The following is a 16,779-nucleotide window of genomic DNA, read 5'->3' as shown; positions in this document are numbered from 1 at the left end:
CTCCGGGGGCATGGGCGGCTGCGGCTACACTGACATGGTTTTCCGTGTCAGTAGGCAGCAATGAATTCAAATGTCTCACCCGCGTCCGCCGGCGATGCCTGGTCGCGCGTCGCCGAGCGCGTGACCGAGCAGCATTGGCCGGCCGCGACGCTGTACGTCGTGGCCACGCCGATCGGCAATCTGGGCGACCTGGGCCTGCGCGCCTGGCATGCCTTGCAGCGCGCCGACGTGATCGCCGCCGAGGACACGCGCGCCAGCCGCACGCTGCTGGACGCCTGGGGCGTGGCCACGCCGCTCATGGCGGCCCACCGCCACAACGAGGCCGCGGCGGCCCAGGCCATATGCGAGCGGCTGCAGCAGGGCCAGCGCGTGGCCCTGGTGTCCGACGCCGGCGCGCCGGCGGTCAGCGATCCGGGCGCGCGCATCGTGCGCGCCGTGCGCGAGGCCGGCTTCAAGGTGGTGCCGGTGCCGGGGCCCAGCGCCGTGATCGCCGCGCTCATGGGCAGCGGCGTCACCACGGACGAAAACCCGGCCTACGCCTTCGCGGGATTCGCGCCGTCCAAGGCGGCGGCGCGCCAGCGCTGGCTGCGCACCTGGTGCGCCCTGCCGGCGCCGGTGGTGATGTTCGAGTCGCCGCACCGCCTCGCGGCGACGCTGGCCGACCTGCTGGAAGTCTGCGGGCCGCAGCGCCGCCTGACCGTGGCGCGCGAACTGACCAAGCGCTTCGAGGAAATCGCCACCTTCGCGCTGGAAGCGGGCGCGGCCTGGCTGGCCGCCGACGCCCATCGCGAGCAGGGCGAATTCGTGCTGATCGTGCACGCCGACGAAACACAGCCCGAGCAGGACGAGGCCGACCCGCGCACCGACGCGCTGCTCGACGCCCTGCTGGAATCGCTGTCGCTGCGCGACGCCGCCCGCGTCGCGGCCAAGGTCTCGGGCCTGCCGCGCGACGTGCTGTACAACCGGGCGCTGGCCCGCAAGAAATCATCGGAATAAGCCATGACGTACCCGACCGTGGTGTCCAGGCCCGCCGATTCCGGCGAACGGCTCACCTACCGCGACATCCCCACGCCGCTGGGCGACATGCGCCTGGTCGCCAGCGCCAAGGGCCTGCGCGGCGCCTGGTTCACCGACCAGGACCTGCTGCCTTCGGCCGAGGGCTGGCTGTTGACGCATTCCGATCCCATCCTGGAGCAGGCCCGCCGCGAACTGGACGAGTGGTTCGCCAGCCGCCGCCGCGGATTCGAGGTGCCGCTGGACCCCGTGGGCACGGCTTTCCAGCACCAGGTCTGGCAGGCCCTGTGCGATCTGGAGTTCGGCGTGCTGGCCAGCTACGGCGAACTGGCGCGCCGGGTCGGCCGGCCCAAGGGGGCGCAGGCGGTGGGCGGGGCGGTCGGGCGCAACCCGGTCAGCATCATCATTCCGTGCCACCGCGTGATCGGGGCGGATACCTCGCTGACCGGCTTCGGCGGCGGCTTGCCGCGCAAGCAGGCGCTGCTGGCGCACGAGGGCAACCTGTACCGCAGCCGCAATGCGCGCGCGCGCCGCGTCTGCGACGGGCAGGCGGAACTGCCCTGGTAGCGCTGCGGCCGGGTTATTGCGCGGCGATGCTGGGCAGGATGCCGATGCGCTCGGACACCAGCTGCACGGCGTCCAGCGCGCTCTGGCGGTCGGGGTAGGGCCCGATCTTGACCCGATAGAGATTGTTCGACTGTTCCATCAGGGCCGGCGGCGCGCCGGCCGTGCCCAGCTGCGTGTTGATGCGGCTGACCAGCGATTGGGCGTTGGCCGGCTGGCTGAACGCGCCCACCTGCAGATAGACATTGCCCAGGCCCGCGGCCGGCGCCTGGCGCACCGGCGCGGAGCCGGGCGAGGGCGCCGTCAGCGGCTGGGCCGTGAGCGGCGCGGGGGCGGCGGCGATGGGCGAGGGCACCGGCATCGAGCCGGTGGCGGATTCGGGTTCCGGGGCGGCGGCCGGCGCGCCCTGCGAAGCCAGGCGCCGGATCTCGTCGGGCGGGATGGCCTCGACGACCACCTGCCCGCTGCCGGGGCCGACGATGCCCAGCTTGTGCGCGGCGGCGTAGGACAGGTCCATGATGCGGTCGCTATGGAACGGGCCGCGGTCATTGACGCGGACCACGACGGTCTTGCCGTTGACCATGCTGGTCACGCGCGCGTAGCTGGGCAGCGGCAGCGTGGTGTGGGCGGCGGTCATGGCGTACATGTCGTAGGTTTCGCCGATGGACGTGGAATTGCCGTGGAACTTCTTGCCGTACCACGAGGCGATGCCGCGCTTTTTATAGGGCTGGCCGCTGGTGTCCGGCACGTAGCGCTGGCCGAACACCACGTAGGGCCGGTTCGCGCCGCTGGCGTAGGGTTCGATTTTGGGCACCGCGTCGGGGATCTGGTCCAGGTTCGAGGGCGGATTCGCGTCCGGCCCGTCGTCCTTGTAGTAGCCGCCCTTCTTGCGTCCGCCGGTGGAGGAACAGGCGGCCACGGCGAAGGCCAGCAACAGCGTCAGGATCAGGCGCAGCGGTCGGGACAGGGTCATGCGGATTCGTCGGGCAGTTGGGTGCGGTGGCGCACCAGCAGCGGGTCGTGGTCGGCGAAGCGCAGCGCCAGCTGCTCGACCACATAGACCGAACGGTGCTGGCCGCCGGTGCAGCCGATGGCGACGGTGAGGTAGTTGCGGGTGTCCTGCGTGTATTGCGGCAGCCAGCGGTTCAGGAAACCGGCGATGTCGTCGATCATCTGCCCGACCTGGTCGAAGCCTGCCAGCCACGCGGCCACGGGTTCGTCGCGGCCGGTCAGGGGGCGCAGGTTGCGGTCGTAATAGGGATTGGGCAGGCAGCGCACGTCGAACACCAGGTCGGCGTCGCGCGGCACGCCGCGCTTGTAGGCGAAGGATTCGAACGTCAGCACCAGCGGCGCGCGGTCGGCGTGGATCAGGTCGCGGATCCAGACCCGCAGTTGCCCCGGCGTCAGGTCCGAGGTGTCGATGACGTGTTCCTGTTCGCGCAGCGGGGCCAGCAGTTCGCGCTCCAGCGCGATGCAGTCGGTCAGCGAGGGCGCGGTGCCGCCGCGCTGCAGGCGGTCGGTGAGCGGATGGCGGCGGCGGGATTCGGAATAGCGCTGCACCAGCGTGGCGGTGCTGGCGTCCAGGAAGACCACGCGCAGGCTGGTGCCCATGGCGCGCAGCGCGGTGACCACGTCCGGCAGCTCGGCCAGTTCGCCGGGCGAGCGCACGTCGATGGCGACGGCCACGCGCTCCAGGCCCTCGTCGCGGGCGTTGGCGATGAACTCGGTCAGGAACCGCACCGGCAGGTTGTCGACGCAGGTATAGCTGGCATCCTCGAGCATGCGCAGGGCGACGGACTTGCCGGAGCCTGAGATGCCGGTGACTAGGACGACTTTCAACATGGACATGATTGTGGCACGCTTTTCCAGGGCGATGCGGCAAGGCGGCATCTGATATGGCCGTAAACTCGAAATCTGATCTGTACCTTTTTTGCGCCGGTGGCGTAAAGTTGGCCGGCATCAGACAGACTTCATCGACAGATTTCACATACGCGCCCCGCCGTCATGCGCTTCGGGGGGATTGGAATTCGACATAGATGTTAGCCTTCATTTCCTTTCGTAGTGTTTCACTGCCGCGGTTTTGGGCAATTCCGATCCTCGCCGCCGCTTTTGCGGCCACGCCAGCCCAGGCCCAGGAGACCCTGCGCCCGGACACCATGGCGGCGCGCGTGGCGGCCTGTACGGCCTGCCACGGCGAGCAGGGCCGCGCCGGCGCCGACGGCTACTATCCGCGCCTGGCCGGCAAGCCCCAGGACTATCTGTACCACCAGCTGCTGAATTTCCGCGACGACCGGCGCCAGTATCGGCCCATGACGCACCTGCTCACCGGGTTGCCGGACGAATACCTGCGTGAAATGGCGGCGTATTTCGCCGGGCAGCACGTGCCGTATCCGCCGCCGGCCCGCCCCGAAGTGTCCGCCGCCACGCTGGAGGCCGGCCGCAAGCTGGCGCTCGACGGCGACGCGGCGCGCGGGCTGCCCGCCTGCGCGGCCTGTCACGGCGCCGCGCTGGGCGGCGTGCTGCCGGCCATCCCGGGCCTGCTCGGCCTGCCGCGCGACTACATCGGCTCGCAGATCGGCGGCTGGAAGAACGGCCTGCGCCGCGCCGCCGAGCCGGACTGCATGGCCGACGTCGCCGCCAAGCTCACCCCCGCCGACATCGGCGCGCTGGCCGCGTGGCTGTCGTCGCGGCCCGTGGTCGAACCTTATGCTCCCGAGCCCGCGGGCTCGCTGCGCCTGCCGGCCGAATGCGGCAGCCAGGCGCAACGCTAGGGAGCCGCGATGAAACTCATGAAGAAAGTCCTGTGGGTCCTGTTGCTGGCGCTGGTCGTGGCGGCCGGCGGCCTTTACTGGGCGGGCACGCGCGACGACGCCAGCACCGGCCCGGCGGCCGCCGCGCAGGACGCGGCCACGCTGGTCGAGCGCGGCCGCTACCTGGCGCAGGCCGGCAACTGCATGGCCTGCCACACCAGCCGCGGCGGCCAGCCGCTGGCCGGCGGCACGCCCATCCCGACGCCGTTCGGCACGGTGTACGGCCCCAACATCACGCCCGACGAACAGACCGGCATCGGCGCCTGGACGGCCGACGATTTCTGGCAGGCGCTGCACAACGGCAAATCGCGCGACGGCACGCTGCTCTATCCCGCGTTCCCGTACACCGAGTACACGCGCATCACGCGCGCGGACGCCGACGCCTTGTACGCCTACCTGCGCAGCGTGCCGCCGGTCAGCCGCGCGAACCGGCCGCCCGAGCTCGAATTCCCGTACGACCAGCGCGCCCTGCTGGCCGCCTGGCGCGCGCTGTACTTCAAGCCCGGGGTGATGGAGCCCGACGCCGGCCAGTCGCTGCAATGGAACCGCGGCCGCTATCTGGTCGAAGGGCTGGGGCATTGCGCCGCCTGCCATACGCCGCGCAACAGCATGGGCGCGCTGCGTTCGGAGCAGCCGCTGGGCGGCGGCGTGATTCCGGTGCTGGACTGGTACGCGCCGCCGCTCACGAATGACATGCAGACCGGCATGGGGCGCTGGTCGGCCGAGGACATCGCCATGCTGCTCAAGACCGGCGTGTCGCGGCATTCCAGCGTCAGCGGGCCGATGGCCGAAGTGGTGCTGGGCAGCACGCAGCACCTGAGCGACGACGACGCGCTGGCCATCGGCGTCTACCTCAAGTCGCTGCCGGCCGCGCCGGCCGCGGCGCAGCCGCCCAAGGCGCCGGTGTCGCCGGCGGCGATGGAACTGGGCGGCAAGCTCTACCAGCAGCAATGCGTGCAATGCCACCAGGCCGAAGGCCAAGGCAGCGGCACGGCCTGGCCGGCGCTGGCCGGCAATCCCACGGTGACCGCGCCGTCGCCCGTCAACGCGATCCGCATGGTGCTGGACGGCGGCTACGCGCCCGCCACGGCGGCCAACCCGCGGCCCCACGGCATGCCGCCGTTCGGGCAATTGCTGAACGACAGCGATGTCGCCATGCTGGTGTCGTACATCCGCAATAGCTGGGGCAACGAGGCCGGGGGCGTGACGCCGCTGGAGGTCAAGCGGGCGCGCGCGGCGTCTACGCGGAATTAGGGGGTGGCGTTGCCTGATGGGTTTCGCGCGTCCGGCGCTTGATTTCTTATGTCGAATATCTCGCGCTGCACCTGTCCTACGAGTTGCATCGCAGGATGGGTGCAGCGCGAGAATCTTTGGACAAGAACGCCAACATCGAGCGCGCGAAACCCATCACGCTATTTACTGCTCTGCAGAATCGCCATCGCCTGGCGTTCCATGAATTCGCCCAGCGTGTCGATGCCGCGCAGCTTGAGGATGGTGTTGCGCACGGCGGCCTCGACCAGCACGGCCAGATTGCGGCCCGCGGCGACCTGCAGCATCACCTTGCGCACCGGCAGGCCCAGCATGTCCTGGGTGATGTCCTGCAGCGGCAGGCGTTCGAACTTGTCCTGCGCGGTGGCGCGCACCAGGTGCACGATGAGCTTGAGGCGCATCTTGCGGCGCACGGAGGTCTCGCCGAAGATGGTGCGGATGTCCAGCAGGCCCAGGCCGCGTACTTCCAGCAGGTTCTGCAGCAGCTGCGGGCAGTGGCCTTCGATCATGTTGGGCGCGGTGCGCGAGAACTCCACCGCGTCGTCGGCCACCAGGCCGTGGCCGCGCGAGATCAGTTCCAGCGCCAGTTCGCTCTTGCCCAGGCCGGATTCGCCGGTGATCAGCACGCCCAGGCCGAGCACGTCCAGGAACACGCCGTGGACCGTGGTGGTGGGCGCCAGCTTCTTGCCGAGGTAGATGCGCAGCAGGTCGATGAGCTGCGCGGCCGCGACCGGCGTGGACAGCAGCGGCACCTGGTGCTGGTCGCACTGGTCGATCAGGTCCTGCGGCGGGCTCAGGCCGTCGGCCAGCAGGATGGCCGGAACGCCGCCGATCAGCAGCTCGTCCATGTGGTGCATGCGCCGGCGCAGGTCGAAGCGGGTGTAGTACGCCAGCTCTTCCTGGCCGAAGACCTGAATGCGCGACGGGTGGATCAGGTTCAGGTGGCCGACCAGGTCGGCGGCCGACATGCCGTCGTCGGGAATCGCGCGGTCCGCCGCGCCCTGGCCCGAAATCCAGTTAAAGGGGATTTTGTCGGCGTTGTCGTCGACGAGTTCCTGCACCGTGAGCATGGCAGCGTGTCCGCGAGTGGATCAGAGTTGCCCGGTCGTCAGCATCTTGTGGACGACGGCCGGATCGGCTTCGGTGGCCAGGGCCTCGCGCAATGCCTTGTTGGACATGAGCTGGGCCAGTTCGGCCAGGATGTCCAGGTGCTGCTGCGTGGCCGCTTCGGGCACCAGCAGGCAGAGCAGCATCGAGACCGGCTGGCCGTCGGGCGCATCGAAGGCGATGGGCTGGGCCAGCCTGATGAAGGCCGCCAGCGCCTGCTCCAGGCCCTTCACGCGGCCGTGCGGCACCGCCACGCCCTGGCCCAGCGCGGTGGACCCCAGGCGTTCGCGGGCGAACAGGCTGTCGAAGACGAGCGCGCGCGCCAGGCCGTGGTTGTTTTCGAAGAGTAGGCCGGCTTGTTCGAACGCACGTTTCTTGCTCGTGGCGAGCATATCGAGCACGACGTTGCCGGCGGGAAGGATGCGCGACAAATGATTCATCGGATCATTATATGGTTATATGACGCAGTGCAATAATCGGCCTCTGGACGCGTCCCCTGCGAAGGCGCGCCGTGGGACGGCAAGAGCGACAGCATAGACCGTAAGCGCCGGATTGTGGGCATTCTTGCGCCGTGCGCCACGGCGTGGACGGGGAATTCGGGGGGCGGGCGGGAAAACGGGTGCGCCGGGCGGGCCGGTACGGGGAAAAACGCTGGGGGGGGTGAAGCGGGGAGGGGGAAGTTTGCCGATGCCCCGGCTGGACGCGTGGTCTAGCGGGACACCGGGACTCAGGCAGGATTCGAGAATCGCTGTTTCGTTAGCCGCACATGGCGAGCTGTCGTGAGGCGCGTTACTGCTGGGTTGGCGAGAGGTTCGCCGCTTGCCGCTTCACTGACTCGGCCGTGTGGCTTCGTACCTTGTCCTTGTGCTTGATGACCTGACGGTCGACCTTGTCTGCCAGAAGATCTATGGCCGCATAGAGATTTTCATCGGTAGCTTCACAATGAATGTCCTTACCGCTCAGACGCATGGTGATTTCGGCTCTATGCCGCAGGGGCTCTACCGAGAGCATGACCTGGGTATCGATGACGTGATCGAAATGCCGCAGCACTCGCGCCAGTTTGTTCATGACATATTCCCGGATGGCCGGGGTGACGTCGAGGTGACGACCGCAGATGCTCAGGTTCATAGTGTGCTCTCCTTCTAAAAGAGGGAAAAAAATTGCGCAGAAATGCGCGGCTTGTGCGTTAGGCGTTCTCCTTGAATTCAGCGGTTTCGGTTAGTACTAGTGTATAGACTCGGGCCGATAAAACAAGCTGAGCTAGCGCAATAACATGTCATTTTTATGGCTGAGTCCCTAGGATGTACCGGCGGCCCGCCTAGGGTCTTCCCGGACCCGCCGGTTACATGCGGAAGTGTTCGCCCAGATAGACGCGGCGCACCGCGGGATCGCCCACGATTTCCTCGGGATGGCCGTCGGTCAGCACCTTGCCCTCGCTGATGATGTAGGCGCGGTCGCAGATGCCCAGCGTCTCGCGCACGTTGTGGTCGGTGATCAGCACGCCGATGCCGCGCCCCTTCAGGAAGCGCACGATGCGCTGGATCTCGATCACGGCGATGGGGTCGACGCCGGCGAAGGGCTCGTCCAGCAGGATGAAGCGCGGGCTGGTGGCCAGCGCGCGCGCGATCTCGACGCGGCGGCGTTCGCCGCCCGACAGCGAAATGGCCGCATTGCTGCGGATATGGCCGATCTGCAGTTCTTCGAGCAGGGATTCCATCTGCTCGTTGATCTTGGCCGTGGACAGCGCGCGCCCATCCGGCCCCGTTTGAAGCTCGAGCACCGCGCGGATGTTCTGCTCCACCGTCAGGCGGCGGAACACCGAAGCGTCCTGCGGCAGGTACGACAGCCCCATGCGCGCGCGCTTGTGGATGGGCATGGCCGTGATGGCGGCGCCGTCGATCTCGATGCGGCCGGCGTCGGCGGGCACCAGGCCCACGATCATGTAGAAGCTGGTGGTCTTGCCGGCGCCGTTGGGGCCGAGCAGGCCGACGACTTCGCCGCTGACGACGGACAGGGAGACGTCCTGCACCACCGTGCGGCCGTTATAGGTTTTGCGCAAGCCGGTTGCGCGCAGGCTGCCCTGCTTGACGCCCGTCGGGGCGGAGGTCACGGGAGTCTGCACTGTGGGTTGGTTCATCGTGGCTGCGTATGGTGTGGCTGGGAGGCGCTTCAACGCCCTTTCTTGGCGGCCTGCTGCTTGCGGCATTCCGCGATGGCGGCGTCGGACTTGGCGCGCGGCTCGGCGACCGAACGCACCCGCCCGCCGGGGGCCGACGAGTTGGGGCCGCCCTGGGCTTCGTAGGTGCCGGTCTTTTCGTTGTAGCGCACCCGTTCGCCGCGGATGGTGTCGAAGGGTTTGCCACAGACGTAGCGGATCACGACCGCCTGGCCGATCAGGTCGAACGTGCTCTTGGAGCCGTCGTACTCGGCGCGCAGGCCCTTGCCTTCGATGAGCTCGAAGGTCTCGGGGCGCTCCTGGCGGATGGTCACGACCTTGCCCTTGTTGGCGGTGGCCGTGCCGAACTGGTTGCCCTTCGCGTCCTCGTTGACCTCCAGCACGTCCGAGGTCAGCGTCATGAGCCCGCGCGTCAGGCTGACGTTGCCCGTGAAGACGCTTTTCTTCTTCACGTCGTCGTAGTGCAGGGTCTCCGACAGGATCAGCGTGCTGGGCTCTTCGGCCGCAGGCGCCGATTTGGAACCCTGTTCCGCGGCGTGGACCGGCGCCAGCGCCGCGGCCGCCAGCAGGGCGGCGCCGATCAGGCGGGTCGTCGGGGCAAGGAGAATCCGGAGGTCGGTCATGGTTTTTTCTGGTCAGTGTTGTTGGCGGGAACGCCGTTCCGGGGCTGCTGCTTGCCTTCGGAACCGGCGATTTCCACATCGGTCGATGCCGAAACCTGCAGCTGGCGCGTTTTGTTGTTGTAGCGCATGCCCTTGCCGTTCATGCGCGAACGGCCCTTGAGGACCTCCGCCGGCAGGTCGGTATAGACCACGTCCTCGTCGGGCAGGATGATCAGTTGCTGGCTGCGCACGTCCAGCATGTCGTTGTTGGCGTCGGGCTGGCGATGCACGTGCGCGTCGCCGTTCATGACGATGCGCTTGCCGCCTTGCTCCATCACGGCCGTCTTGGAGACGGCCACCGTGATGGGGTTGGTCTCGCGCTGGCCCACCGCGCGCGGCGCGGTGATGTGATAGGAGTCGTCGTCGGGGAAGTGTTCCGCGTACTGGCCTTCGAGCCGGTTGATGGGCCGGCCGCTGGGATCGGTGCGCAGCATGACGAAATCGCGCGACCAGGCGTCCATCTCGTGGGTGACGCGGCGCGGCGGGTCCACCGGGATGGCCCGCTGCGCGTAATCGGCCGCCCACCAGGAGCTGGTGACCAGCACCACCAGCAGGAACAGGGCGATCAGAGAGGGAAAACGTTCTTTCATCGGGTTCGCCGCAAGGGCGTGTCGGTTGTCGCGGCGGTCATTGGATGGCGCCCGGACCCAGCAGGCCCGGCGCCGCCAGGAATGCGCCCAGGCGTCCCTGGGACGCCAGCAGCAGGTCGCAGCATTCGCGCACCGCGCCGTTGCCGCCGGCCTGCGTGGACACCCAGTGGGCGGCCTGGCTGACGTAGCCCGGGGCGTTCGGCACGCTGGCGGCGAAGCCCGCGCGCTGCATGGCCGGCAGGTCGATGATGTCATCGCCCATATAGCCGGTCTGGTTCAGTTGGACACCGCAGCGCTGCGCAAGTTCAGCCAGCGCGCCGCCCTTGTCGCGCACGCCCTGGACCACCTCGGCTATGCCCAGTTCGGCGGCGCGGCGCGCCACGATCGGGCCCGAGCGGCCGGTCATCAGCGCCACCGTCAGCCCGCCTTCCATCAGCAGGCGCAGCCCGTGGCCGTCCAGCGCGTTGAAGCGCTTCTGCAGTTCGCCGCTTTCGCCGTAATAGAGGCTGCCGTCGGTCAGCACGCCGTCCACGTCGAACACCATCAGGCGCACGGTGGCGGCGCGTTCGCGCACGGCGGCGGGGATGCGGGCGAGGACCAGCGCGTCGGCCGGGTGAGTCACGGAAGCAGGAAGAGTCATAGTCATACCACTTTAGCGGCCATCAGATCATGCATGTGCAGGGCGCCGAGCAGGGCGCCGTCGGCATCCAGCACCAGCATGTGGTTGAGCCGTTGTTCGTCCATTTGCTGCGCGGCCTCGACGGCCAGCGCGTCGGGATTGATGCTGCGCGGCGAGCGCGTCATGCCGGATTCCACGGTCAGGCTGCGGATGTCGCCGTGCCGCGCGATCAGGCGGCGCAGGTCGCCGTCGGTGAAGATACCCAGGGGGCGGTGCTGCGCGTCGGTCACGACCGTCATGCCCATGCCTTTGGCGGACATGACCTCGAGCGCCTGCGACACCGGCGTGCCGGCCAGCACGATGGGCAGGGCGTTGCCCTGGCGCATCACGTCGCGCACGTGCGTCAGCAGGCGGCGGCCCAGCGCGCCGCCGGGGTGCGAGCGCGCGAAATCCTGCGGGCCGAAGCCGCGCGCCTCCAGGCAGGCCACGGCCAGCGCGTCGCCCAGGGCCAGCGCGGCGGTGGTGCTGGCCGTGGGCGCGAGGTTCAGCGGACACGCCTCCTGGGCCACGCTGGCGTCCAGGTGCACGTCGGCCAGCTCGGCCAGTTCCGAACGCGGATTGCCCGTGATCGCGACCAGGCGCGCGCCCATGCGGCGGGCCACCGGCAGGATGGTCAGCAATTCCTGGCCGCTGCCCGAATACGAAATCGCGATGATCACGTCGTCGCGGGTGATCATGCCGAGATCGCCGTGCACGGCCTCGGCCGCGTGCAGGAAAAAGGCCGGCGTGCCGGTCGAGGCCAGCGTCGCCGCGATCTTGCGGGCGATATGGCCGGTCTTGCCGATGCCGCTCACCACCACGCGGCCGCGACAGGCCAGCAGCATGGCGACCGCCTGCGCAAAGCTGTCGTCCAGCCGGGCCGACAGGTCCAGCAGCCCCTGGCTTTCGATTTGCAGCGTTCTGCGCGCAGATGCCAGCGCGGTCTCGGACGTAGTGGTGGGATGGTCAGTCATGGGCGGATTTTAATATCAGTATGCGGGTTTGCCCCGAGCAGGGGGGTATGGCATCCTGGCGGCTCTTTTCAACGGCTTCCAAACTCTCCTGCAGGTTCGTCCATGTCCAGCCTTCCCAGCCCCGTTCTAGGCACGCCTTTGTCTCCCCTGGCCACCCGCGTCATGCTGCTCGGGGCGGGCGAGCTGGGCAAAGAGGTCATCATCGCCCTGCAGCGGCTGGGCGTGGAGGTCATCGCGGTGGATCGGTATGCCGACGCCCCGGGCCACCAGGTGGCGCACCGGGCGCATGTGGTCTCGATGACCGACCCGCAGGCCTTGCGCAAAGTCATCGAACAGGAGCGGCCGCACGTTATTGTCCCCGAAATCGAGGCCATTGCCACCAATTTGCTGGTCGACCTGGAAGCGGCCGGCGTGGCCCGGGTGACGCCGACCGCCCGCGCCGCCCAGCTCACCATGAACCGCGAGGGCATCCGCCGCCTGGCGGCCGAAACCCTGGGCCTGCCGACCTCGCCCTACCGCTTCGTCGACACCGAGGCCGAGCTGCGCCAGGCCATCGACGGCGGCATCGGCTATCCCTGCGTCATCAAGCCGGTCATGTCGTCCTCGGGCAAGGGCCAGTCCCTGATCAAGAGCGCCGACGACATCGCCGACGCCTGGCGCTACGCCCAGGAGGGCGGCCGGGTAGGGGGCGGGCGCGCCATCGTCGAAGGCTTCATCCGCTTCGACTACGAAATCACCCTGCTCACCGTGCGCGCCCGCGGCGCCGACGGCCAGATCGAGACCCGCTACTGCGAGCCCATCGGCCACAAGCAGGTCGACGGCGACTACGTGGAAAGCTGGCAGCCGCACCCGATGTCGCCCGCGGCGCTGGAGCGCGCGCGCGAGATCGCGCTGGCCGTCACGTCCAACCTGGGCGGTTTGGGCATCTTCGGGGTGGAACTGTTCGTCGCCGGCGACCAGATCTGGTTCTCGGAAGTCAGCCCGCGCCCGCATGACACCGGTCTGGTCACCCTGATCACCCAGGTCCAGAGCGAGTTCGAACTGCACGCCCGCGCGCTGCTGGGGCTGCCGGTGGACACCAGCCTGCGCCAGCCGGGCGCCAGCAGCGTCATCTACGGCGGCGTCGACGCCGCGGCCGTGTCGTTCCACGGCGTGGCCGAGGCGCTGGCCGAGCCCGGCACCGATATCCGCCTCTTCGGCAAGCCCGAATCCTTCGTCAAGCGCCGCATGGGCGTGGGCCTGGCCGTGGCCGACGACGTCGCGGCCGCGCGCGCCAAGGCCAAGCGGGTGGCCGCCGCCGTGTCGGTCCAGGCCGGCTAGCCGCTTTTTCTTCGGTTTTCACGAGCAGCCCCCGCCCAGGCGGGGGCTGCTTGCGTTCGTCCGCCGTCGATGCCCGTCCCGCTTGCGTGCATCCCCATGCCGCCGGTGTGGTTTGCGCTTTCGCATGGTTTGTTCGATAATTTCAGAAATTTCTGAAAGTGACGTAACTGGATTTTTCCGGTTCGCCGCTTCCGTACCGCTGGCGCAGGATCGATCATGGCTCTCACCCCGCAAAACGAACGCTTCATCCTGCATTTCGGGGAAATGGGCAGCCGCTGGGGCGTGAACCGCACGGTCGGCCAGATCTACGCCCTGCTGTTCCTCTCCCCCAAGCCCCTGAACGCCGACGACATCGCCGACGCGCTGGGCTTTTCGCGCTCCAACGTCAGCCTCGGCCTGAAAGAGCTGCAGTCCTGGCGCCTGGTCAAGCTCATCCACCAGGTGGGCGACCGCCGCGACTACTTCGAAACCCCCAAGGACGTCTGGGAGATCTTCCGCACCCTGATGGAAGAAAAGCGCAAGCGCGAGATCGATCCCACGCTCTCGCTGCTGCGGGACACCCTGCTGGAGCCGCCATCCGGGCCGGATGAGGCTTACGCGCAACAGCGCATGACCGAGATGCTGGAGCTCATCGAGCTCTCCACCGGATGGTTCGACGAGGTCCAGCGCCTGCCTCCCGAAACCCTGCAGAACCTGATGAAACTGGGTTCCAAGGTGCAGAAGGTGCTGGGCTTCGCCGGCAAATTGCGCGGCAAGGAATGAAAGTGATCTGTCCTGAATTTATGGATAACCCCTATGAAGTTGTATCCAACGCCCTTACCATTGGGCGCAGACGGCCTGGGAACCATGCCGGTTGCCGTGGCATCTCTTTGGGAGCGCCCCGATGATTGATCTCGACGTCGTGAACCTGTCGCGATTCCAGTTTGCCGCGACCGTCCTCTACCACTTCCTGTTCGTTCCCCTCACGCTCGGCCTGTCTTTCATCCTGGCCATCATGGAGAGCGTGTACGTCATGACCGGCCGCCCCATCTGGCGAAAGATGACCATGTTCTGGGGCACGCTGTTCGGCATCAACTTCGCGCTGGGCGTGGCCACCGGCGTCGTGATGGAATTCCAGTTCGGCATGAACTGGTCCTACTACAGCCACTACGTGGGCGACATCTTCGGCGCGCCGCTGGCCCTCGAGGGGCTGATGGCCTTCTTCCTCGAAGCCACCTTCGTCGGCCTGTTCTTCTTCGGCTGGAACCGCATGTCCAAGGTCAGCCACCTGGTGGTGACCTGGCTGGTGGCGTTCGGCACCAACTTCTCGGCGCTGTGGATCCTGATCGCCAACGGCTGGATGCAGAACCCGGTGGGCGCGGTCTTCAATCCCGACACCATGCGCATGGAGATGACCGACTTCGCCGCGGTGATCCTCAACCCGGTGGCCCAGGCCAAGTTCGTGCACACGGTCAGCGCGGGCTACGTGGCCGGCGCCATGTTCGTCATGTCGATCAGCGCGTGGTACCTGCTGAAGGGCCGCCACATCGACCTGGCCAAGCGCTCGATGGCGGTCGCGGCCAGCTTCGGCCTGGCCTCGGCGCTGTCGGTCGTGGTGCTGGGCGACGAAAGCGGCTACCTCACCACCGAACACCAGAAGATGAAGATCGCGGCCATCGAGTCCATGTGGCACACCGAGCCGGCGCCCGCGTCCTTCAACCTGGTGGCCTGGCCCAACCAGGAAGAGCGCAAGAACGACTTCGCCATCGAGATCCCGTACGTCATGGGCATCATCGGCACGCGCTCGCTGACCACGCCGCTGCTGGGCATCGACGACCTGATCCTGCGCGCCGAGAACCGCATCCGCGACGGCATCGTGGCGTACGACGCGCTGCAGAAAATCCGCGCCAATCCCAAGGACGTGGACGCGCGCATGGTGTTCGACCGGACCTGGCCCGACCTGGGCTACGCGCTGCTGGTCAAGCGCTACCAGCCCGACATGAGCAAGGTCACCGAGGCCGACATCAAGCAGGCCGCGGTGGACACGGTGCCCACGGTGGCGCCGCTGTTCTGGACCTTCCGCATCATGGTGGCGGTGGGCATGTACCTGATCGTGTTCTTCGCCGTGGCCTTCTGGCTGGCCTCGCGCGGCCGCCTGGACAGCCGCCGCGGCCTGCTCAAGGTGGCGCTGTGGAGCCTGCCGCTGCCCTGGATCGCCATCGAAAGCGGCTGGTTCGTGGCCGAGTACGGACGCCAGCCCTGGGTGATCGAAGGCGTGCTGCCGACCTACTACGCGGCCTCGGGCCTGACCGTCATGGACCTGGTCATCTCCCTGGCGATCTACCTGGTGCTGTACACGGTGCTGGCCATCATCGGCGTCAAGGTGATGCTGCACGCCATCAAGGCCGGACCGAAGTCCGATCAGCCGGCGCCCGACAGCGCCGCCGATCCCGTCCACGCCGCCGTGCGCGCCTGAGGAGAGCATCATGGAAAATCTGATCCCCTTCGACTACGGCACCCTGCGCGTGGTGTGGTGGGTGCTGATGGGCGCGCTGCTCATCGGCTTCGCCGTGATGGACGGCTTCGACCTCGGCGTGGCCGCGCTGCTGCCGGTGGTCGCCAAGACCGACGTGGAGCGCCGGGTGGTGATCAACGTGGTCGGCCCCGTCTGGGAAGGCAACCAGGTGTGGCTCATCACCGCGGGCGGCGCCATCTTCGCCGCGTGGCCGCTGCTGTACGCGGCCTCGTTCTCCGGGTTCTACCTGGCGATGATGCTGGTGCTGATCGCGCTGATCCTGCGGCCCGTGGGCTTCAAGTACCGCAGCAAGATGGAAGACACCCGCTGGCGCAGCCGCTGGGACGCCGTGCTGTGCTTTTCGGGCGTGCTGGCCTCGCTGGTGTTCGGCGTGGCCATGGGCAACATCATCCTGGGCGTGCCGTTCACGTTCGACCCCGTCACGCTGCGGCCCATCTACGAAGGCCACTTCTATCAGCTGTTCATGCCGTTCGCCTTGCTGGCCGGCGTGCTGAGCGTGGTGATGCTGGCCATGCACGGCGCCGTGCTGCTGGCCTGGCGCACCGAGGGCGCGGTGGCCGAGCGCGCCCGCAACTGGGGCCGGCTGTGCGCGTTGCTGACCGCCGCGCTTTTCATCGTCGGCGGCTTCTGGGTGGCCGGCGGCATCGGCGGCCACGTGATCACCAGCGCCATCGACGTGGCGGCCCCTTCCAATCCCATGCAGAAGACCGTGTCGGTGCAGGACGGGGCATGGATGGCCAATTACGCCAAGTGGCCGCTGATGTGGATCGCGCCCGCGCTGGGCGTGGCGGGAGCGGTGCTGGCGGCGCTGCTGCTGAGCGTGCGCGCCAACATGCTGGCGTTCCTGGCCTCGGCTACCTCGATCACCGGCGTGATCCTGACGGCGGGCTTTTCGCTGTTCCCGTTCATCATGCCCTCGTCGACCAGACCGCAGGCCGGGCTTACGGTCTGGGACGGCTCGTCCAGCCACTTGACGCTGTGGATCATGGTCATCGCGGTCGCCGTCTTCCTGCCGATCGTCACCGTCTACACCGCCTGGGTCTACCGCGTCATGCGCGGCAAGGTCACCGAGGAATCGGTCGGCGGCACGCCCAACTCATACTGACTTAGGAGCCTCCAC

At 68.0% G+C, this 16,779-nt stretch carries 18 protein-coding genes; 8 read left to right on the top strand and 10 right to left on the bottom strand.

Translation table 11 applies throughout. From position 1 onward, the window contains the following. The first annotated feature begins 60 nt into the window (after positions 1–60). A complete protein-coding gene (gene rsmI / locus AC1IQ6_RS25940) occupies positions 61–996 on the top strand; it encodes a 16S rRNA (cytidine(1402)-2'-O)-methyltransferase (protein ID WP_209166956.1) in 936 nt (311 codons plus the stop codon). Between the two features lie 3 nt (positions 997–999). Further along, positions 1,000–1,581, top strand: coding sequence for a methylated-DNA--[protein]-cysteine S-methyltransferase (locus tag AC1IQ6_RS25935; RefSeq protein ID WP_102775221.1), 582 nt, complete (start codon positions 1,000–1,002; stop codon positions 1,579–1,581). A 13-nt stretch (positions 1,582–1,594) separates the two neighbouring features. On the opposite strand, the gene AC1IQ6_RS25930 is transcribed toward AC1IQ6_RS25935, so the two are convergent. Further along, positions 1,595–2,551, bottom strand: a complete 957-nt coding sequence (locus tag AC1IQ6_RS25930) for a septal ring lytic transglycosylase RlpA family protein (protein ID WP_485865505.1) — start codon at positions 2,549–2,551, stop codon at positions 1,595–1,597. Continuing rightward, positions 2,548–3,420 carry an RNase adapter RapZ gene (rapZ, locus tag AC1IQ6_RS25925; RefSeq protein ID WP_102775380.1) on the bottom strand — a complete coding sequence of 291 codons (873 nt, stop codon included), beginning with the start codon at positions 3,418–3,420 and terminating at the stop codon, positions 2,548–2,550. Before rapZ ends, AC1IQ6_RS25930 begins: the two co-directional genes overlap by 4 nt. Positions 3,421–3,614: 194 nt before the next feature. Here rapZ and AC1IQ6_RS25920 point away from each other — a divergent pair, with 194 nt between their 5' ends. Then, on the top strand, positions 3,615–4,349 hold the full coding sequence (locus tag AC1IQ6_RS25920; RefSeq protein WP_102775223.1) for a c-type cytochrome: 735 nt from the start codon (positions 3,615–3,617) through the stop codon (positions 4,347–4,349). Positions 4,350–4,358: 9 nt separating this feature from the next. Beyond that, a complete protein-coding gene (locus AC1IQ6_RS25915) occupies positions 4,359–5,642 on the top strand; it encodes a c-type cytochrome (RefSeq protein ID WP_102775224.1) in 1,284 nt (427 codons plus the stop codon). 158 nt (positions 5,643–5,800) lie between these two features. On the opposite strand, the gene hprK is transcribed toward AC1IQ6_RS25915, so the two are convergent. From hprK to AC1IQ6_RS25875, 8 genes are all read right to left on the bottom strand, one after another. Then, complete coding sequence (gene hprK / locus AC1IQ6_RS25910) at positions 5,801–6,727, bottom strand: HPr(Ser) kinase/phosphatase (RefSeq protein WP_102775225.1); 927 nt, start codon at positions 6,725–6,727, stop codon at positions 5,801–5,803. A gap of 21 nt (positions 6,728–6,748) precedes the next feature. Continuing rightward, positions 6,749–7,204 carry a PTS sugar transporter subunit IIA gene (locus AC1IQ6_RS25905; RefSeq protein ID WP_102775226.1) on the bottom strand — a complete coding sequence of 152 codons (456 nt, stop codon included), beginning with the start codon at positions 7,202–7,204 and terminating at the stop codon, positions 6,749–6,751. Between the two features lie 349 nt (positions 7,205–7,553). Then, on the bottom strand, positions 7,554–7,892 hold the full coding sequence (hpf, locus tag AC1IQ6_RS25900) for a ribosome hibernation-promoting factor, HPF/YfiA family (protein ID WP_209166691.1): 339 nt from the start codon (positions 7,890–7,892) through the stop codon (positions 7,554–7,556). Positions 7,893–8,106: 214 nt separating this feature from the next. Then, on the bottom strand, positions 8,107–8,901 hold the full coding sequence (gene lptB, locus AC1IQ6_RS25895; RefSeq protein ID WP_102775227.1) for an LPS export ABC transporter ATP-binding protein: 795 nt from the start codon (positions 8,899–8,901) through the stop codon (positions 8,107–8,109). A gap of 32 nt (positions 8,902–8,933) precedes the next feature. Next, positions 8,934–9,563, bottom strand: coding sequence for a lipopolysaccharide transport periplasmic protein LptA (gene lptA / locus AC1IQ6_RS25890; RefSeq protein WP_102775228.1), 630 nt, complete (start codon positions 9,561–9,563; stop codon positions 8,934–8,936). Further along, on the bottom strand, positions 9,560–10,192 hold the full coding sequence (gene lptC / locus AC1IQ6_RS25885; RefSeq protein ID WP_102775229.1) for an LPS export ABC transporter periplasmic protein LptC: 633 nt from the start codon (positions 10,190–10,192) through the stop codon (positions 9,560–9,562). The genes lptA and lptC overlap by 4 nt, the downstream gene beginning before the upstream one ends. Positions 10,193–10,229: 37 nt before the next feature. Beyond that, the gene (locus AC1IQ6_RS25880) at positions 10,230–10,838 is read right to left on the bottom strand and encodes a KdsC family phosphatase (RefSeq protein WP_181391051.1); all 609 of its coding nucleotides are present in this window, start codon (positions 10,836–10,838) and stop codon (positions 10,230–10,232) included. Further along, a complete protein-coding gene (locus AC1IQ6_RS25875) occupies positions 10,835–11,824 on the bottom strand; it encodes a KpsF/GutQ family sugar-phosphate isomerase (protein ID WP_102775231.1) in 990 nt (329 codons plus the stop codon). Before AC1IQ6_RS25875 ends, AC1IQ6_RS25880 begins: the two co-directional genes overlap by 4 nt. 102 nt (positions 11,825–11,926) lie before the next feature. On the opposite strand from AC1IQ6_RS25875, the gene purT reads away from it, so the two are divergent. The 4 genes from purT to cydB all read left to right on the top strand — a co-directional run bounded on the left by purT (position 11,927) and on the right by cydB (position 16,764). Continuing rightward, the gene (purT, locus tag AC1IQ6_RS25870) at positions 11,927–13,144 is read left to right on the top strand and encodes a formate-dependent phosphoribosylglycinamide formyltransferase (RefSeq protein ID WP_102775232.1); all 1,218 of its coding nucleotides are present in this window, start codon (positions 11,927–11,929) and stop codon (positions 13,142–13,144) included. A 216-nt stretch (positions 13,145–13,360) separates the two neighbouring features. Next, on the top strand, positions 13,361–13,906 hold the full coding sequence (locus AC1IQ6_RS25865) for a GbsR/MarR family transcriptional regulator (protein ID WP_102775233.1): 546 nt from the start codon (positions 13,361–13,363) through the stop codon (positions 13,904–13,906). A gap of 121 nt (positions 13,907–14,027) precedes the next feature. Further along, positions 14,028–15,599, top strand: a complete 1,572-nt coding sequence (locus tag AC1IQ6_RS25860; protein ID WP_102775234.1) for a cytochrome ubiquinol oxidase subunit I — start codon at positions 14,028–14,030, stop codon at positions 15,597–15,599. Between the two features lie 10 nt (positions 15,600–15,609). Next, on the top strand, positions 15,610–16,764 hold the full coding sequence (gene cydB / locus AC1IQ6_RS25855; RefSeq protein ID WP_102775235.1) for a cytochrome d ubiquinol oxidase subunit II: 1,155 nt from the start codon (positions 15,610–15,612) through the stop codon (positions 16,762–16,764). Positions 16,765–16,779 lie beyond the last annotated feature (15 nt).

Source organism: Achromobacter sp. MUI-25009338, from assembly GCF_057359325.1.
The sequence above is the reverse complement of the archived record's forward strand: the minus strand, read 5'-3'. Positions and strand labels throughout refer to the sequence as shown.

What these genes read in the sequence shown, in the direction of transcription:
- rsmI (WP_209166956.1), top strand. Translation starts at nt 61, where the DNA reads ATGAATTCAAATGTCTCACCCGCGTCCGCCGGCGATGCCTGGTCGCGC.
- AC1IQ6_RS25935 (WP_102775221.1), top strand. Translation starts at nt 1,000, where the DNA reads ATGACGTACCCGACCGTGGTGTCCAGGCCCGCCGATTCCGGCGAACGG.
- AC1IQ6_RS25930 (WP_485865505.1), bottom strand. Translation starts at nt 2,551, where the DNA reads ATGACCCTGTCCCGACCGCTGCGCCTGATCCTGACGCTGTTGCTGGCC.
- rapZ (WP_102775380.1), bottom strand. Translation starts at nt 3,420, where the DNA reads ATGTTGAAAGTCGTCCTAGTCACCGGCATCTCAGGCTCCGGCAAGTCC.
- AC1IQ6_RS25920 (WP_102775223.1), top strand. Translation starts at nt 3,615, where the DNA reads ATGTTAGCCTTCATTTCCTTTCGTAGTGTTTCACTGCCGCGGTTTTGG.
- AC1IQ6_RS25915 (WP_102775224.1), top strand. Translation starts at nt 4,359, where the DNA reads ATGAAACTCATGAAGAAAGTCCTGTGGGTCCTGTTGCTGGCGCTGGTC.
- hprK (WP_102775225.1), bottom strand. Translation starts at nt 6,727, where the DNA reads ATGCTCACGGTGCAGGAACTCGTCGACGACAACGCCGACAAAATCCCC.
- AC1IQ6_RS25905 (WP_102775226.1), bottom strand. Translation starts at nt 7,204, where the DNA reads ATGAATCATTTGTCGCGCATCCTTCCCGCCGGCAACGTCGTGCTCGAT.
- hpf (WP_209166691.1), bottom strand. Translation starts at nt 7,892, where the DNA reads ATGAACCTGAGCATCTGCGGTCGTCACCTCGACGTCACCCCGGCCATC.
- lptB (WP_102775227.1), bottom strand. Translation starts at nt 8,901, where the DNA reads ATGAACCAACCCACAGTGCAGACTCCCGTGACCTCCGCCCCGACGGGC.
- lptA (WP_102775228.1), bottom strand. Translation starts at nt 9,563, where the DNA reads ATGACCGACCTCCGGATTCTCCTTGCCCCGACGACCCGCCTGATCGGC.
- lptC (WP_102775229.1), bottom strand. Translation starts at nt 10,192, where the DNA reads ATGAAAGAACGTTTTCCCTCTCTGATCGCCCTGTTCCTGCTGGTGGTG.
- AC1IQ6_RS25880 (WP_181391051.1), bottom strand. Translation starts at nt 10,838, where the DNA reads ATGACTATGACTCTTCCTGCTTCCGTGACTCACCCGGCCGACGCGCTG.
- AC1IQ6_RS25875 (WP_102775231.1), bottom strand. Translation starts at nt 11,824, where the DNA reads ATGACTGACCATCCCACCACTACGTCCGAGACCGCGCTGGCATCTGCG.
- purT (WP_102775232.1), top strand. Translation starts at nt 11,927, where the DNA reads ATGTCCAGCCTTCCCAGCCCCGTTCTAGGCACGCCTTTGTCTCCCCTG.
- AC1IQ6_RS25865 (WP_102775233.1), top strand. Translation starts at nt 13,361, where the DNA reads ATGGCTCTCACCCCGCAAAACGAACGCTTCATCCTGCATTTCGGGGAA.
- AC1IQ6_RS25860 (WP_102775234.1), top strand. Translation starts at nt 14,028, where the DNA reads ATGATTGATCTCGACGTCGTGAACCTGTCGCGATTCCAGTTTGCCGCG.
- cydB (WP_102775235.1), top strand. Translation starts at nt 15,610, where the DNA reads ATGGAAAATCTGATCCCCTTCGACTACGGCACCCTGCGCGTGGTGTGG.